Source organism: Microbacterium oryzae (genome assembly GCF_009735645.1).
GTDB lineage: Bacteria > Actinomycetota > Actinomycetes > Actinomycetales > Microbacteriaceae > Microbacterium > Microbacterium oryzae.
In genome coordinates this window covers 1,220,163-1,236,731 of sequence record NZ_CP032550.1, presented here as the reverse complement: position 1 = coordinate 1,236,731, position 16,569 = coordinate 1,220,163, and the positions used below count along the sequence as shown (strand labels likewise).

The 16,569-nt window shown below is 71.5% G+C and carries 15 protein-coding genes; 11 read left to right on the top strand and 4 right to left on the bottom strand.

The features are described from left to right. The first annotated feature begins 21 nt into the window (after nt 1-21). Complete coding sequence (gene pepN / locus D7D94_RS05765; protein WP_156241718.1) at nt 22-2,514, top strand: aminopeptidase N; 2,493 nt, start codon at nt 22-24, stop codon at nt 2,512-2,514. A 108-nt stretch (nt 2,515-2,622) separates the two neighbouring features. On the opposite strand, the gene D7D94_RS05760 is transcribed toward pepN, so the two are convergent. After that, nucleotides 2,623-3,117 carry a nucleoside deaminase gene (locus tag D7D94_RS05760; RefSeq protein ID WP_156241717.1) on the bottom strand — a complete coding sequence of 165 codons (495 nt, stop codon included), beginning with the start codon at nt 3,115-3,117 and terminating at the stop codon, nt 2,623-2,625. A gap of 63 nt (nt 3,118-3,180) precedes the next feature. Further along, a complete protein-coding gene (locus D7D94_RS05755) occupies nt 3,181-5,586 on the bottom strand; it encodes an HNH endonuclease signature motif containing protein (RefSeq protein ID WP_156241716.1) in 2,406 nt (801 codons plus the stop codon). Between the two features lie 495 nt (nt 5,587-6,081). Between D7D94_RS05755 and D7D94_RS05750 the strand changes: the two genes are divergently transcribed. Both D7D94_RS05750 and D7D94_RS05745 read left to right on the top strand, forming a co-directional pair. Next, nucleotides 6,082-6,813, top strand: a complete 732-nt coding sequence (locus tag D7D94_RS05750; protein ID WP_156241715.1) for an ABC transporter ATP-binding protein — start codon at nt 6,082-6,084, stop codon at nt 6,811-6,813. After that, entirely contained in the window at nt 6,810-8,204 is a 1,395-nt protein-coding gene (locus D7D94_RS05745) for an FtsX-like permease family protein (RefSeq protein ID WP_246171886.1), read from the top strand. The genes D7D94_RS05750 and D7D94_RS05745 overlap by 4 nt, the downstream gene beginning before the upstream one ends. On the opposite strand, the gene D7D94_RS05740 is transcribed toward D7D94_RS05745, so the two are convergent. Next, the gene (locus tag D7D94_RS05740) at nt 8,205-9,308 is read right to left on the bottom strand and encodes an LOG family protein (RefSeq protein WP_156241714.1); all 1,104 of its coding nucleotides are present in this window, start codon (nt 9,306-9,308) and stop codon (nt 8,205-8,207) included. 25 nt (nt 9,309-9,333) lie between these two features. Beyond that, on the bottom strand, nt 9,334-9,909 hold the full coding sequence (locus tag D7D94_RS05735) for a TetR/AcrR family transcriptional regulator (protein WP_156241713.1): 576 nt from the start codon (nt 9,907-9,909) through the stop codon (nt 9,334-9,336). 117 nt (nt 9,910-10,026) lie between these two features. On the opposite strand from D7D94_RS05735, the gene D7D94_RS05730 reads away from it, so the two are divergent. The 8 genes from D7D94_RS05730 to D7D94_RS05695 all read left to right on the top strand — a co-directional run bounded on the left by D7D94_RS05730 (nt 10,027) and on the right by D7D94_RS05695 (nt 16,556). Continuing rightward, nucleotides 10,027-11,442, top strand: coding sequence for a sugar porter family MFS transporter (locus tag D7D94_RS05730; RefSeq protein ID WP_156241712.1), 1,416 nt, complete (start codon nt 10,027-10,029; stop codon nt 11,440-11,442). Between the two features lie 75 nt (nt 11,443-11,517). Beyond that, on the top strand, nt 11,518-12,636 hold the full coding sequence (gene ftsE / locus D7D94_RS05725) for a cell division ATP-binding protein FtsE (RefSeq protein ID WP_156241711.1): 1,119 nt from the start codon (nt 11,518-11,520) through the stop codon (nt 12,634-12,636). Further along, nucleotides 12,633-13,544 carry a permease-like cell division protein FtsX gene (gene ftsX / locus D7D94_RS05720; RefSeq protein ID WP_156241710.1) on the top strand — a complete coding sequence of 304 codons (912 nt, stop codon included), beginning with the start codon at nt 12,633-12,635 and terminating at the stop codon, nt 13,542-13,544. Before ftsE ends, ftsX begins: the two co-directional genes overlap by 4 nt. A gap of 54 nt (nt 13,545-13,598) precedes the next feature. Beyond that, nucleotides 13,599-14,075: an SsrA-binding protein SmpB gene (gene smpB, locus D7D94_RS05715; RefSeq protein WP_156241709.1), complete on the top strand. Its 477-nt coding sequence runs from the start codon at nt 13,599-13,601 to the stop codon at nt 14,073-14,075. 52 nt (nt 14,076-14,127) lie between these two features. Continuing rightward, nucleotides 14,128-14,598 (top strand): prepilin peptidase, encoded by a 471-nt coding sequence (locus tag D7D94_RS05710; protein ID WP_156241708.1) that lies wholly within the window; start codon nt 14,128-14,130, stop codon nt 14,596-14,598. A 68-nt stretch (nt 14,599-14,666) separates the two neighbouring features. Then, complete coding sequence (locus D7D94_RS05705; RefSeq protein WP_156241707.1) at nt 14,667-15,701, top strand: YihY/virulence factor BrkB family protein; 1,035 nt, start codon at nt 14,667-14,669, stop codon at nt 15,699-15,701. A 4-nt stretch (nt 15,702-15,705) separates the two neighbouring features. Next, on the top strand, nt 15,706-15,948 hold the full coding sequence (locus D7D94_RS05700; protein WP_156241706.1) for a response regulator: 243 nt from the start codon (nt 15,706-15,708) through the stop codon (nt 15,946-15,948). Continuing rightward, a complete protein-coding gene (locus D7D94_RS05695) occupies nt 15,948-16,556 on the top strand; it encodes a CYTH domain-containing protein (RefSeq protein WP_173024241.1) in 609 nt (202 codons plus the stop codon). Before D7D94_RS05700 ends, D7D94_RS05695 begins: the two co-directional genes overlap by 1 nt. Nucleotides 16,557-16,569: the final 13 nt, after the last annotated feature.

Genomic DNA, 16,569 nt, shown 5'->3' with positions numbered 1-16,569 from the left:
ACCGCGTGACAGCATGGATGGGTGAACAGCGCCAACCTCAGCCATGAAGCAGCGGCCGCGCGATCCGCGGCCATCTTCGCCCGGGCCATCCGGGTCGAACTCGACCTCACCGGTGCGCCGGACCCGACGCAGACGGGGTTCCCCACCGTCAGCACGCTCGAGTTCGCCGCGACGACCGACGAGACGTGGATCGACTTCATCGGCGAGGCGGTCGAGTCGGTCGCGGTGAACGGCGCAGAGCAGCCGGTCGACTGGGACGGCGCGCGGATCCGCGTGACGGGGCTCGGCGACGAGAACACCGTGCGCGTCGTGGCGCGCGGTGCCTACAGCCGCTCGGGCGAGGGCCTTCACCGCTTCGTCGACCCGGTCGACGGCGAGACCTACCTCTACACGCAGTACGAGCCGGCGGACTCGCGTCGTGTGATGGCGTGCTTCGAGCAGCCCGACATGAAGGCCCGGTACACGTTCCGCGTCGTCGCGCCGAGCGGATGGCAGGTGCTGTCGAACCAAAGCGCCGTCGCGTCGAGCGAGACGGATGGCGCGCAGGAGATCGAGTTCGCGCCGACGCTGCCCATCTCCAGCTACATCACGTCGGTGGCGGCGGGCCCGTATCACCGGGTCGACGGGGAGTGGACGGGTGATGACCAGACCGTCGCGCTCGGTGTGCTGTGCCGCCGCTCGCTCGCCCCGCACCTCGACGCCGACGAGGTGCTGGAGATCACGCGGCAGGGCCTGGACTTCTTCAGCGAGGCGTTCGCGTACGCGTATCCGTGGGGCAAGTACGACCAGATCTTCGTCCCCGAGTACAACCTCGGGGCGATGGAGAACCCCGGGCTCGTGACGTTCACCGAGTCGTACGTGTTCCGTGGCGCGTCGACCGTCGCCCAGCACGAGGGACGCGCGAACACCATCCTCCACGAGATGGCGCACATGTGGTTCGGCGACCTCGTGACGATGCGCTGGTGGGACGACCTGTGGCTGAAGGAGTCCTTCGCCGACTACATGGGGTCGCATGCCGCGGCGGTCGCCACGCAGTACACGGATGCGTGGGTGACGTTCGCGAACCGGCGGAAGGCCTGGGCGTACCAGCAGGACCAGCTGCCCACGACCCATCCGGTCGTCGCGGACATCCCGGACCTGGAGGCCGCGAAGCTCAACTTCGACGGCATCACCTACGCCAAGGGCGCGTCGGTGCTGAAGCAGCTCGTGGCGTTCGTGGGCGAGGAGGCGTTCTTCGAGGGCGCCCGCCGCTACTTCGCCGCGCACGCGTTCGGCAACACCACGCTCGAGGACCTGCTCGTGCAGCTCGAGGAGGTCTCCGGTCGGAATGTGCGCGGCTGGTCGCGCGCGTGGCTCGAGACGACCGGTGTGTCGACGATCTCCGTCGAGCGGGGGGATGGCGAACTCGTCGTCGTGCAGACCGACCCGCGCCCGCATCGCCTCGCCCTCGGCCTGTACGCGCTGGATGGAGGGCGCCTCGCGCGGCGAGCCGCGGTCGACCTCGACATCCACGAGGAGCGGACGACCGTCGCACTGCCCGTCGCACCCGATGCGGACCTCATCCTGCCCAACGAGGGCGACCGCACCTACGCGAAGGCCCGGCTCGACGAGCGCTCGCTCGACGCGGTGACCGAGGCCCTGTCGACGATCGACGACGCGCTCGCTCGCGGCCTCGTGTGGTCGGCGCTGTGGAACGCGGTGCGCGACGGCGAGCTCGCGACCGCCCGCTATCTGGAGATCGTGCGCCGTCACGCGCCCGCGGAGTCGAATGTCGCGCTCCTCGGCGGCGTGCTCGCGAATGCGGCGTTCGCCGTGGAGCACTACACGGCCGATGACGCGCGAGCCGGCGAACGGGCCGGATGGCTGGACGCGGCCTGGCAGGGGATGGTCGCGTCCGCGCCGGGCTCCGACGCGCAGCTCGCGTGGGCCCGTGCTGTCGGTGCGGCCGCCGCCGTGGACGATGCGCATGCCGACGAGCTGCGCGGCATGCTCGAGGGGTCGGCGGTCGCGCCGGAGGGACTCGCGCTCGATCCCGAGCTGCGCTGGTCGTGGCTGGCCGCGCTCGCCGCGACCGGGCACGCGTCGGCGGAGGATGCCGATACGGAGCTCGTGCGCGACGACACGGCGAACGGGCGGACCTCGCGGATCGAGGTGCTCGCCGCGCGGCCGGACGCCGATGTGCGGGCCGCGGCATGGGCATCCGCCTGGGACGACACCAGCCTGACGAACGACCACCTCTCCGCCACGATCGCCGGCTTCCGCGCGGGCGGGCGCCGCGATCTCATCGCGCGGTTCGACGCGGAGTACTTCGCGCGGATCCGCGACGCGTGGAACGAGCGCAGCATCGAGATCGCCGGGCGCCTCGTGCGCGGTCTGTTCCCGAGCTCGGACTCGCTCGAGCTCGTCGACGGGTGGCTGGCGGAGAACGAGGACGCCCCGGCCGCCCTGCGACGCCTCGTGATCGAGCAGCGCGACCACCTCGCCCGCGAGCTGCGCGTGCGCGCGGCGCAGTAGCCGGGCGGTGAGACCGGCCGGGTGGCGGCGGACGGCCGGGGCGGACGTCACCGTCGCCCGGTCGTGGTCGTTCCCTGGCGGGCCGGGCTGGCCGCTCGTGCCGCTGGGTCAGGCGCGTCCGTGCAGCCGGGCATGGAGCGCGCGGACCTCGGGCGCGAGCGAGGGCGCGGGGCCGGCGACCTCGATGCCCGGAGCGACGTCCGTGATCCGCAGCGGCGCCACGGGTCCCGGCGCGATGCCCCACTCGCGGTGCCACTCCGTGAGCTGACGTGTGCTGGAGGCGTACACGATCTGTCCGAGCCCGACCCAGGCGTGGGCGGCCGCGCACATCGCGCAGTGCTCGCCCGACGTGTAGACCGTCGCGGTCTGTCGTTCCTCGGGCGGGAGATTCGCCGCCGCCCAGCGAGCGATCTCGAATTCCGGATGCCGTGTCGCATCGCCGTCCTTCACGCGGTTCCGGTCCTCGAAGAGCACCTCGCCTCGCCGATCGACGAGAAGGGAGCCGAAGGGCTCGTCCCCGTCGTCGAGTGCCTCCTTCGCGAGTTCGACGCACCGCCGGAGGTGTGCGAGGTCGACATCGGACAGGGGAGTGGCGTCGCTCATCCCGCGACGGTACCAGCGGGCGCGGTCGCGCTCCTCGGACGGAAGCCGCCGAGGTCACGGTGATCACCTGCCCTCCTCGTGCTCGTCGCCACTCTCAGCGCGCCGGCCGCCGTCCGAGGAGCCACTCTGCGTCGTGTCCACCTCGGCGGCCGAGGCCTGGGTCTTGCCGTTGCGCTTCTTCTCGCGTGTGGCCTTTGCTTTCTCGCAGGCGGCCTTCGCGGCTTCTGTGGCGCGTGTCGCTGCCTTGCTGGTGTTAGTGACGATGTGGAAGCGGACTTGTGGGAGGGGGTGGTCGACGTAGCGGCGGCCGGTGGGGCTTGTCCATTCGAGGACGCCGGGACGGATCTGCCTGACCGTCCACGGGGTGTGGTGCTTGTCCTTGTGACACCCCGGACACAGCGCCTCGAGGTTCGAGACATGGGTGCTCCCGCCTTGGGAGTACGGGATGGTGTGATCGAGGTCGGCGTGGATGGCGAGGTTCTCACATCCCGGGGTGCGGCACACCTCGTCCCGGGCGCGCAGGTACCGTTTCTGCGCCGGGGTGGGTGTGTACCGGTCGACGGTCTCGAGGGCCCCGGTGTCGGGGTTGAGGAACAGGCGGTCCCAGCCGGGTTGTTCGCTGGCGAGGTGTCTGGCGGTGGCGGGGTCGACGGGCCCGTTGCCGGTGAGGAATCCGGTGTCTTCGTTGGCTCCGGCGAGGGTGGTGGCGGGGACGGTGACCTGGATATTCGCCTGAATGGCGCCGAGGGCGAGGTCTTCCCCGTTCATCCGGGAGTGTGCGTCGACGGTTCCGGTGAGGAGCATCTCCAACGCCATGTCGGAGGCGACCTGGGTCCGGGTGCGCTCATCCGCCCACGCCTCCGCCCGCTGCCGGTACTCGGCGACTCTCTCGAGGTCGGCGGGCTCGGACACCGCCTTCGCGAGAGAGCCGGGAGCGAAGTCCGGTCCCTCGTCGGGGTCTGGAAGCCCGACGTTCGCGCACCATGACGCGTACAGGGCGTCCAGCTCCTCGATGCTGAGATCGACCTCGACCGTGTCACCATCGTCCGGACGGATGTCGTTCGGGTCGATGTCGTCGGGACCGATGTCGACGGGATCGGTATCGGAAGAATCGGGCGGCCACCAGGGGTCCCCGGGTTCGGCGTGGAGGATCCGGTCTTCGATGGACCGCAGCCAGTCCTCCACCTCCTCCGCACTCGCGACCGCCACGAAGTCGGCATCCCCTGCTTCGTCGTCCGGCCACGCATCCGGTAACGATCCGTCGGGAGGCCCGTCGATGATGGGGCCGGGAGGGCGAGCGCCGTTCATGCTTCCCGAGGCATTGAGGCCGTCACCGCGGCCGATGCCCATGCCGTAACGGGCATCGGGTTGGTTGGCCGTTCCGCGGAGTCTTCCGCCGTTGCCCGTGCACGAGGCTTCGAGAAGCTCGCCGAAGAGCGCCTCGTCCTCCTCCGACACGTTCAACCACCACCGATCCATCCTCTTCCCGCCATTCGCTGACTGGGAGGGCTGCGAGTCTTCCGAGGACTCCGAGGGCTCCGACGAGGTCGCGTTCTGCGCAGCGCGCCCGGCCGACTGCTGCGTGTCCGGGGAGGAGTTTTCCGCCTGCGCCTCACCGGTCCCGGCCCGCTCCTCACCCTCCCGTTCCGACTGCTCGGGACCGGATGCCTCCTGCTTCGGCTTCTCGCCGGCCTGACCCTGCTCGTGTTGGGTCTGTTCCCATTCGCGCTGCTCCCGGTCGGCGCGCTCTTGCTGGCCGGCCTGCTCCCGCTCTCGTTGACGTTCCTGCGCGCGGACATACCGGGTGTACGCGCGCGCCATCCGCTGCAACCGGTCCCGGACGGCGTGGATCTTCACCGCGTCCCCCACCACGTGCAGCTCCGCGAGGCCGTCGGGGAGGTCCTCGGACCACACCGTCCGCCGCTTCAACGCGTCCTGCTGCCGCTCCCTAAACGACCGCGGATTCAACTCCTCCGCCACCCGCACCGCGAAACCCCGCAGCACCCCCGGCGACACCTCCTCCGCGACCGGAAGAAGAGCCTCCTCGAACACCCCCAGCACCTCCTCGGGCAGGTTCCCCGACTCCCGCCGGATCACATCCGCGTGGCGGAGCGTGATCCGCCCCTCCCGCAACGCTTCCACCGTGGTGGGGAACCGTTTCGACAGCTCGTCCGCGTCCGCCATGCGGGTCTGGGTGCGGCCCTTCGACTCGTGCACCGCCGCGGCGATCTCCCCGGCCATCGACCGCATCGGGAACACGTACCGCGAATCCGACTCCGCCCGCCCCATCTGCGCCCACGCGATCGAAGACGCCTCCGCGAGGGCATCGACCTCCATCGCATCCGCCACCGCCCGCAGGCGGCGCGCCTCCTGCAGCTTGTCGAGGAGGTGCAGGGTCGCGGAGATCTCAGCGTCCGTGGGCTCCCACGGAACCCCCGACACCTCACCCGGCTCTGTCCCCTTCGACATACCCCCACGCTACGAACCACCACCGACATTCCCGCGAGTTATCCACAGGGCAGAAGCGCAGGGATCGACAATGTCCTGCGGGCGTCTCGTCTCGCTCCGCTCGCTCGACGAACGAGGTTGAGCGAGCTCGACGAACGAGGTTGAGCGAGCTCGACGAACGAGGTTGAGCGAGCTCGACGAACGAGGTTGAGCGAGCTCGACGAACGAGATGGAGACGCCCTCTGGCGACGGAAGACGGCAGTCGGGGTGCAGGGCCTCGCCGGGACCGCGCGTGCGGCGCAACTGCTGCCTCGCAACGCGGCAATCGGAATCGCGATGGACGCGTCCTGCGGCAGCCGCCATCCTGCCCGCGGCGACGTCTGCCCCTGTTCGCGGCGACGGGAACGCCGACGGGCGCGACGTGCGGCAACCCGCGCCCCGGGATACATCCCGAGGATGACGCGGACGCTCCCTCCGACCGACGACGGGAGCACGGCCATCCGATGGAGTGGAACCATGCACACTTCAGCCCCTCAGACCGCATCTGCCGCACCGCTGCTCAGCGCCCGTGCGCTCACGAAGTCCTACGGCGCGACCTACGCCCTCGCCGGCGTCGACATCGACCTCCGTCCGGGCGAGGCGGTCGCGATCATGGGCGCCTCGGGGTCGGGCAAGACCACCCTGCTGCACGTGCTCGCCGGCATCATCGCTCCCGACTCGGGCACCGTCGCGCTGGAGACCCGCGCAGGCCTGCGCCTTGTCCACGAGCTGCCGGACTCGGAGCGATCGCGGCTGCGGCGCGAGGAGTTCGGCTTCGTCTTCCAGCAGGGTCTGCTGCTGCCCGAGCTCACCGCGGTCGAGAACGTCGCCCTGCCCCTCATGCTCACCGGGCACGCCCGTGCGGAGGCGCAGGAGCACGCCGCGCGCTGGCTCGCCACGCTCGGCCTCGCCGGCATGGAGAACCGCCGCATCGGCCAGCTCTCCGGCGGCCAGGCCCAGCGCGTCGCGATCGCCCGCGCGCAGGCCACCGGCGCCCGCGTGGTGTTCGCCGACGAGCCGACCGGCGCCCTCGACTCCGCGACCTCGGTCGATGTGATGACGGCGCTGCTCAACGCGACTCTCGACCAGGGGCACGCGCTCGTGGTCGTCACCCACGACCCCCGGGTCGCGGCGCGCTGCACGCGCACCGTCCGCCTGAGCGACGGCAAGGTCGTCGCCGACGAGACCGCGACGGCGGCCGCGCGATGACCGCGGTCGTCCAGCGGATGGCGCCTCCCGCGCCTCTCGCACGCGCCTCCGGTCGTGCGCCGCTCCTGCGTCTCACCTGGCATCTCTCACGCCCGAGCGCTCAGAGCGCCGCGGCCCTCGTGCTGCCGGCGGTGGCGTTCGCCGTCGCGACCGCGCTGCTGCTGACCGTCGTCGGCGGAGTGCTCATGTTCTGGAGCTGGCCGCCGGACCGCCTCGGCCTCGTGCAGCTGTACCAGCTGCTGAGCATCGTCGCCCTGGCCATCCTGGCGGTGCCGCTCATGTCGCTCGGCGGCGCCGCGGCACGCCTGTCGGCTCGTCGTCGGGATGACCGGCTGGCGACGCTGCGTCTGCTCGGCGCGACGCCGCAGCTCGTCACCATCATGACGGTGCTCGAGTCGACCGCCGTCGCGGTCATCGGCGCGGTCGCGGGCGTCGCCCTCCACGCCGTCATCGTGCCGCTGGCGGGATTCATCTCGTTCCTCGACGAGCCGATCGGGCCCGGCGCACTGTGGGCGGGTCCGGTGATGACCATCGCCGTCGTCGTGGCGGTCGCGCTCGTGGCGGCGGTGAGCGCGAGCCTCGGCCTGCGACGCGTCGTCATCTCGCCCCTCGGCGTCCGCACGAAGCAGGACGCGCCGCGGGTGCGGGCCATCCGCGCGGTCATCGCGGTCGTGGTGGTCGTCGTCGCGGCCGGCGTACTGAGCGCTCTCGACGCGCTGCCCAGCTACGCCTTCGTCGTCGCGGCCGTCGGCGCGTGCTTCGCCGCCGGCGTCGGGGTGCTCGGCATCATCGGCCCCTGGCTCATCGGCGTCCACGCGCGCATCCGCGTGAAGCGGGCGAAGACCCCCGACCGCCTCATCGCGGCGCGGACGGTCCTCGAATCCCCGAAGGCGGCATGGCGCCAGGTCGGCGGCCTCGCCATGACGACGTTCGTCGCGGTGGTCGGGGGAGCGGGCACGGCGTACGCGCAGGCCCTGCCCTCGGCCGACGACGACTCCCTCATCGTGGACATCCGCACGGGCGTCATCATCACGCTCGCCATCTCGTTCCTCATGGTCGCGTGCTCGGTCGGCGTGAACCAGGCCGCGGCCATCCTCGACCGCCGTGCGCTCTACGTGGCGCTCGACCGCGTCGGCATGCCGCGCGACACCATGGAGGCCGCGCGCACCCGCGCGACCATGGGCCCGCTGCTGTTCACCGTCATCGTCGCGGCACTGGCCGGCGTCGCCCTCGTCGCGCCGCTGCTGAGCCTGTCGCTCATCACGGCGCCGGTGTCGGTGCTCGTCATCGTGGCGTGCATCGTCGGCGGGATCCTGCTCGTGTGGCTCGCGCTCCGGGCGACGCGTCCGATTCTCACCCGGGTGCTCCTCGAGCCGGAGCGCGCCGAGTAGTCAGCCTCGGGCGAGCACGACCTCCGCCGCCGCGTCGACGGTGTCGACCAGGTGCACGTGCCCCGCCATGGCCCTTCCCGCCGCGAGAGCGTCGAGGAGCGGCCAGGCGGGGTACGTCCGCGTCCAGTACTCGCGGCCCACGAGCACCATCTCGCCGACGGTCTCGGGCGTCGCGTAGTAGTTCTCGCAGGCGTCCTGGAAGATCTCCTGCACGGTTCCGCCCGCCCCGGGAAGGAACACGATGCCCTGGTCGCACAGCTGCAGCAGGATCGACTCCCGCAGCGCGTTGCGGAAGTACTTCGCGATCGCCGTTGCGAACAGGTTGGGCGGCTCGTGCCCGTAGTGCCAGGTGGGCACGCCGAGCGAGGCGACGGGGTCGTCGGATGCGGCGATCACCGCCCGCGCGGCGTCGGCCCACGCATCGACCGAGGGATGGAACGACGGATGGCCGCCGAGCGTCGCCAGGGCCGCCTCGAGTTCCTCCGGTGGTCGGCGCGCGAGCCGGGCGCCGAGGTTCGCCGCCTCCATGGCGCCGGGTCCGCCGCCGGTCGCGACGACGAGACGTCCGCCGTCGCGGTCGGTGGCTAGCAGACGTCCGAGACGCGCGGCCTCGGCGTACGCCGCGTCACCGCGCTGCATCGCATGCCCGCCCATCACGCCGACGAGGCGGCGGCCATCCAGCCACCGCTCGAGCGCGGCGTCGACGCCCGCGTCGTGCAGCACCCGTACGAGCACCGACTCGGGGGAGCGATCGCGCTGCGACCAGGCGTACGCGCGGCCGTCCAGCGAGGTCCTCCAGGTCGGAGCGTCGTACAGCTCGTCGGCGGTGTAGAGCGTGTCGCGCTGCGGGTCGACGGGGGCGACGGCGACATCGGGGAGGACGAGCGCGCCGCGCAGCGCGTGCTTCGTCTCGTCGCCCGGGGCGAAGCGGCATCCGGCGAAGGTGGTCCGAGACGTGTCGCACGCGTCGAGAGCGGCGGACCGTCGCGTGAGGTCGAGCCCCACGATGCGCCACCCGCGCAGGCGCCGCGCGCCATCCGACAGCCGTGCGTCGAGCTCGTCGAGCGACTCGACCGTGACGATCCGCCCGCGCCGGTGCTTCATGCTCCGACGCTACCGCGCGCTCGCGTCAGTCGACGCGCGGCCACCAGGCGGGCGTGTGGACGAGGATCCCCCGCGTGTAGGACTCTTCGTCGTTCTCGTCGCTCATGACCCACAGCAGCACGGCTCCGACGAAGCCGCCGCCGACGAACGCCGTCGCGAGGGCGTCGTCGAACTCCGCATCGAGACCGCGCCGGCGGAACTGCGCGATGGCCTCGGCGATGCGCGCGTCGAAGAGCGACTGCAGGCGCCGACGGAAGGCGAGCGAGAACTCCGATGCCAGGAGCGCGCGCAGCGTGCGGCGCTCGGCTGTCACGCTGCGGAGGACGGCGTTGGTCGCCTCGACGTAGCGGGCGGCGAGGGCGTCGACGGTGTCAGACGGGGCGACGGGGAACTCCGCCGCGTCGTCGAGCCAGCTCGCGTACAGGTCGGACGCGACGTCGCCGACGTTCGTGTAATGGCCGTAGAAGGTCGTACGATGCACGCCGGCGGCCCGGCAGAGCTCCGAGACGCCGATCTCGGTCAGCTCCTCGCGCTCGAGCAGACCGCGCAGAGCGCCCTGCAGTCGGCGTCGACTGCGGAGAGCTCGAGGGTCATCCGTCATCTCCCCAGTCTGCCCGAAGAAGAGCTGAAATGCGGGCATGCCGCAACCCCTTGACGCCGGAAACGACGCCGCGAAAGGCTCACTCAGCCGGAGACCCCGGATCGGAGAGGAACAGCGATGCACAGGCAGCCCCAGCAGCACAGGAGAACGAGTGGCCGGGTCATCGGCATCGCGATCGCGGCGGCCCTCGGCGGGTTCCTCTTCGGGTTCGACACCGCCGTCATCAACGGCGCGGTCGACGCGCTCGCCGCGGACTTCGAGCTGGCGGCCGCCATCAAGGGCTTCGCCGTGTCGTCCGCGCTTCTCGGCTGCGTCGCCGGCGCCTGGTTCGCGGGCTCCATCGCCAACCGCCGCGGGCGCGTGCCGGTCATGCTCGTGGCGGCGGTGCTGTTCCTCGTCTCGTCGATCGGCTCGGGGCTCGCCTTCGGCGTCGTCGACCTCATCGTCTGGCGCGTGGTCGGCGGCCTCGGCGTCGGCGCGGCGTCGGTCATCGCACCCGCCTACATCGCGGAGGTGTCGCCCGCGGGCATCCGCGGCCGCCTCGGCTCGCTGCAGCAGCTCGCGATCGTCAGCGGCATCTTCGTCGCGCTGCTGTCGAACGCGGTCCTCGCCGCGGTCGCCGGCGGCTCGAACGAGGTGCTGTGGTTCGGCATCGACGCATGGCGATGGATGTTCATGGCCGAGGCCATCCCGGCCGTCGTCTACGGCGTGATGTCGCTGCGCCTGCCGGAGTCGCCCCGCTACCTCGTGCGAAAGGGCGACTACGACCGCGCGTCGCAGGTGCTGCTCGACTTCACGGGCGAGCCCGACGTGAACCTCAAGATCCAGCAGATCCGCGACTCGCTCGACAGCGAGAAGGCCGAATCGCTGCGCGACCTCGCGGGGCCCGCGCTCGGCCTGAAGCCCATCGTCTGGGTCGGTCTGCTGCTGTCGGTGTTCCAGCAGTTCGTCGGCATCAACGTCATCTTCTACTACTCGACGACGCTGTGGCGGTCGGTGGGCTTCGACGAGTCGAGCGCCCTCACCACGTCGGTCATCACCTCCGTGACGAACATCGTCGTGACGATCGTGGCCATCCTCCTCGTGGACCGCGTCGGACGCCGCGCGCTGCTGCTGGCGGGCTCCGTGCTCATGACCGTCGCGCTCGGCACCATGGCGCTCGCGTTCTCGTTCGCCGAGCTCGTCACGGCGGACGACGGCTCGACGAGCGCGCAGCTCGGCGCTCCGTGGTCCATCATCGCGCTCATCGCCGCGAACCTCTTCGTCGTCGGCTTCGGCGCGACGTGGGGCCCCGTGGTCTGGGTGCTGCTGGGGGAGATGTTCCCCAACCGGATCCGTGCGAGCGCGCTCGCCGTCGCCGCCGCCGCGCAGTGGCTCGCGAACTTCTTCATCTCGACGACGTTCCCGATCTTCAGCAACATCAGCCTGACCTTCGCGTACGGGTTCTACGCGTTCTTCTCGCTGCTGTCGTTCTTCTTCGTGCTGTGGCGCGTGCGGGAGACGAAGGGGCGCGAGCTCGAGGAGATGACCTGAGCGCCGGCTGACAACGCCCGGGGAGGGCATGTCGCTGGGGGACGCGGTCGCGCCGCCGCTTAGGCTCGGTAGGCCATGATCCGGTTCGAACACGTCACCAAGCGCTTCAAGGGAACGGCGAAGCCGGCCCTCAGCGACATCGACTTCGAGGTCCAGCGCGGCGAATTCGTCTTCCTCGTCGGGGCCTCGGGCTCCGGGAAGTCGTCCTGCCTGCGCCTCATCCTCCGCGAGGACCTGCCCTCCTCGGGCCGCGTCGTCGCCCTCGGGCGCGACACGAAGACGCTCACCTCGCGTCGCACGCCCTACTTCCGACGCAACATCGGCGCGGTGTTCCAGGACTTCCGCCTGCTGCAGTCGAAGACCGTCGCGCAGAACGTCGCCTTCACCCTGCAGGTGATCGGCCGCTCGCGCGCGTTCATCAAGGACGCCGTCCCCGAGGCGCTCGAGCGCGTGGGGCTGGCGGAGATGGGCAAGCGCATGCCGCACGAGCTCTCGGGGGGCGAGCAGCAGCGCGTGGCGATCGCGCGTGCGCTCGTGAACCGGCCCCAGCTCCTCCTCGCGGACGAGCCGACCGGAAACCTCGACCCGACGACCTCGGTCGACATCATGCGGATCCTCGCCGAGGTGAACGCCACCGGCACCACGATCGTCATGGCCACGCATGAGGCGACCTTCGTCGACCAGATGCAGCGGCGCGTGATCGAGCTGCGCGAGGGCGAGCTCATGCGCGACGACCGTCGCGGCGGCTACGGCGACACCTCCGTGGTGCAGACCCTGCAGCCCGAGGCCGAGCGCGGCGCGGCGGCGATCGCCGCCCTCACCGCCGTCCTCGACGTGCAGCGCGAGGTGTCGGCGACCGCCGACGCGCAGACGAAGGCCGCCGCCCAGCGCGCCGTGGAGGCGGTGGAGGAGGTCGTCGACGAGGTCGTGCACCCCACCGTCGTCGCTCCGCCCGCCGAGCCGGTGACGTCCGTCGACGCCGCCATCCCGCCCGCCGAGCCCCTCCCGCCCGCCGAGCCCGCGCCATCCGCCGCGCCCGCCCGCGCGGCGGAGCCGACGCGCGAGGCCGACGCCGCGCCATCCGACGCGAGCGAGCGCCGACGGCGCAGCCGCCGCGTCGACCACGACGCGATCGGGATGGTCGACCGGCTCGGACTCGAGTCCGGCGACGAGGAAGTGGGACCCACCTCATGAGACTCGGACTCGTCCTCGGCGAGGCCCTGCAGGGTCTGCGCCGCAACGCCTCGATGGTCGTCTCGGTCATCCTCGTGACCTTCGTGTCGCTCACGTTCGTGGGCGCCGCGGTGCTCATGCAGACGCAGATCGCCAAGACCAACGCCTACTTCCAGGACCGCGCGCTCGTCGACGTCTACATGTGCTCGCCGCTGTCGACGGGCGACACGTGCGTCGACGGCGCCGCGAGCGACGAGCAGATCGAGACGGTGCGCACCGAGCTCGAGGGCCCGACGCTGTCGCCGCTCATCCAGGGGTACACGTACCTGTCGCCGGAGGAGGCGTATGACTCCATCGTCGAGAACCTCGGCGAGGACTACGCGAGCCTGCTGACCGCGGAGCAGACGAGCGCGGAGTTCCACGTCAACCTCGTCGACCCGAGCCAGTCCGACGTCATCGTCGAGGCGTTCACGGGCGTCGACGGCGTCGAGGAGATCACCGATCAGCTCGAGTACCTCGACCCGCTGTTCGCCACGCTCACCATCGCCACGTACATCGCGATCGGCATCGCGGCCCTCATGCTGGTCTCCGCCGTGCTCCTCATCGCCACGACCATCCGGCTGTCGGCGTACGCGCGGCGCCGCGAGGTCGCGATCATGCGTCTCGTGGGCGCGTCGAACCGCTTCATCCAGACGCCGTTCGTGCTCGAGGGCGTGTTCGCCGCGTTCATCGGCGCCGCTCTCGCCGGAGCCGCCGTGCTCGCGGGCGTGCACTTCGGCGTCGAGCGGTACCTCGTCGACGAGATGTACGCCATCCCGTGGGTGGGGATCGGGGAGGCGTGGGCCGTGGTGCCCGTGCTCATCGTCGTCGGCGTCGCCCTCGCGGCACTGTCCGCCGGGTTCGCCATCCGCCGCTGGCTCCGCACCTAGTCGGAGCGTTGCTAGGGTTGAAGGCTGTGCACCGAGAGCCGAGGAGGTGAGCGCATGCCCAAGGAACAGGGTGAGAAGGTCGTCGCGACGAATCGTCGCGCCCGTCACGAGTACACGATCGAGAAGACGTACGAGGCGGGTCTCGTGCTCACCGGCACCGAGGTGAAGTCCCTGCGCCAGGGACGGGCGAACCTCAGCGACGGCTACGCGTACATCGACGGGAACGAGGCGTGGCTCGACGCCGTGCACATCCCGGAGTACGCGCAGGGCACCTGGACCAACCACTCCTCGAAGCGCGTGCGCAAGCTGCTGCTGCACCGCGAGGAGATCATCAAGCTCAGCCACCAGGTCTCCGCCGGCGGCTACACCCTCGTGCCGCTGCGGCTGTACTTCCTCGACGGGCGCGCGAAGGTCGAGATCGGCGTCGCGAAGGGCAAGCGCGAGTTCGACAAGCGCCAGACGCTCCGCGAACGGCAGGACAAGCGCGAGGCCGAGCGCGCCATGCGCATGCGCAATCGCATGGGGGAGTGACCCTCTCCACAGGCTTCTGCGCCACCCCCGCAGCCGCGCCTAGCCTGGCGCGATGCAGGTCGCCGCGCTCCTGACCGCCCTCGTCTACACGGGGTTCCTCGCGGTGGGCGCCGTGCTCATCCGCATCGACATCGACGAGCACCGGCTGCCCGACCGGATCGTGCTGCCGTCTGCCGCGGCGCTGCTCGCCCTCATCGCGCTGCATGCCGCGGCGACGCACGACGGCGTCGCGCTGGTGCGGGCGGTGCTCGGCGGGCTCGCGCTCGGGGCGTTCTACCTCGCGCTGCGGGCGGTCGATCCGGAGGGGATGGGCGGGGGCGACGTGAAGCTCGCCGCGCTCGTCGGCGTCTTCCTCGCCTGGCACGGATGGCCCGCGCTCGTCGCAGGGGCCGCCGCCGCCTTCGTGGCGGGTGCGGCCTGGGCGCTCGCGCTGCTGGCCGCAAGGCGCATCGAGCGGCAGGCGCGCATCCCGTTCGGGCCGTGGATCATCCTCGGCGCGTGGGCGGGCCTCCTCGCCGTGTGACCGCCCGCATCCGGGGCCGCGCCGCCTGCGCCGGCCGCCGCCTGCACGCGCATGGGTAACGTGTGTGCATGTCGTCGGTCGAGAGATGGGTCAGAGACGCGCTCGCGTGGCTTCTCCGCCGGCGCCTCGTGCGCGCCGCGCTGCTCTTCGTCGAGCAGCAGGGCGGGCTCCTCGCGGCGGCGGTGAGCTTCCGCGCCCTGTTCTCGGTCTTCGCCGCCGTCGCGCTCGGCTTCGCCGTCGCCGCGCTCTGGCTCAGCTCGCGCAGCGACCTGTGGCACGCCCTCATCGACGCGGTGAACGAGGCGATCCCCGGGCTCGTCCGCGACGGCGACGACGAGGGGATCATCGACGCGGAGAGCCTCGGCGGCGCGCTCGGCGCCAGCCTCTGGCTCAGCATCGTGTCGGCCGTCGCGCTCGCGTGGGCGGCGATCGGCGCCATCGGGAACGCGCGCACGGCCATCCGCCTGATCGCCGGCACCGCCCACGAAGACGTCCTCGTCGTCTGGCTGCTGCTGCGCGACCTGCTCTTCGCGGTGTCGGTCGGCGTGCTGTTCCTGGCCGCCGCCGTCTTCACCTTCCTCGGCTCGACCTTCATCGAGACGGCCCTCGGATGGCTGGGGCTGGCCGGCGGCGGATGGGCGGAGGTCCTCACGCGGCTCGCCGCGCTCGCGACGACGTTCGCGCTCGACGCCGTGATCATCGCGTGGCTCTTCCGGCTGCTCTCGGGCGTGCGCGCGCCCGCCGGCGCGCTCTGGTCGGGCGCGCTCCTCGGCGGGCTCGGGCTGACGGTGCTGCAGCAGCTCTCGGGCCTGTTCGCGGGCGCGGCGGACCGCAACCCGCTGATGGCCTCCTTCGGCTCGCTCATCGCGCTGCTGCTGTGGTTCAACCTGTCCGCGCAGGTGATCCTCCTCGCGTGCAGCTACATCGTCGTGCGCGTGGAAGAGCGAGAGAACCGCCTGCAGGAGCGCTACGGCGCCGAGACGCTCGTGCAGCGCCGGGTGCGGATGGCCGAGCGCGACGTGCGCGTCGCGGTGGACGCGCTCGAGGCCGCCCGCGAATCCGAGCGCGAGGAGCGCCGTCAGCTCGCAGCGCGTCTATCGTGAGGGTATGGCTATCGCACGACTGCACGGAGGTCCCCTCGACGGGCAGGCCCTTCCCCTGGACGACGCCGACCTCGACCGCCTGATCGTCCCGTATTCGGAGACCCAGGTCGTCTACCGCCGCTCCGGCGAAGCCGAGAACACCGGCTCCGACGACGGCGCGACGGAGGTCCCCTTCCGGTTCGAGGAAGAGGAGGATCGCCTCGTCCAGGACGGCGAGGGCGAAGGCGACGTGAAGCACCGCAGCTGATGACCGATCCCACGCGCTTCGTCGAGATCGAGCGCAAGTTCGACGTCGACGCCGGCACGTCCGTCCCGTCCTGGGCGGACGTTCCCGGCGTCGCGTCGGTGTCGGCGGGGGAGGAGCGCCACCTCGACGCCCTCTACCTCGACACCGACGACCTCGCGCTCGCGCGCGCGGGCGTCGCGCTGCGGCGTCGCACCGGCGGGCCCGATGAGGGCTGGCACATCAAGGGCCCCCTCGTCGACGGCGGGCGCGTCGAGCTGGGATGGCCGCTGGGTTCAGACGACAGCGTGCCGGAGGGCGTCGCGGCCGAGATCGCGCAGTGGACCACCGCGCCCCTCGAGCCGCTCGCGCGCATCGTCAACCACCGCACCGCGTACGAGCTGCTCGACGCGGACGGCGGCGTCCTGGCCGAGTTCGTGGACGACCACGTGCGCACCACAGACCTGCGCGCCGGCGACGAGCGCGAATGGCACGAGTGGGAGATCGAGCTGGGGGCCGCCGCTCCCGCCGACAAGGCCGCGTTCTTCGACGCCGTCGCCCGCGCCGCGCTGGCCGCCGGAGCTCGCGAGGCGTCGCACGCGTCCAAGCTCGCCCGCGCGCTCGGCCGCTGACCGAAGGCGGGCG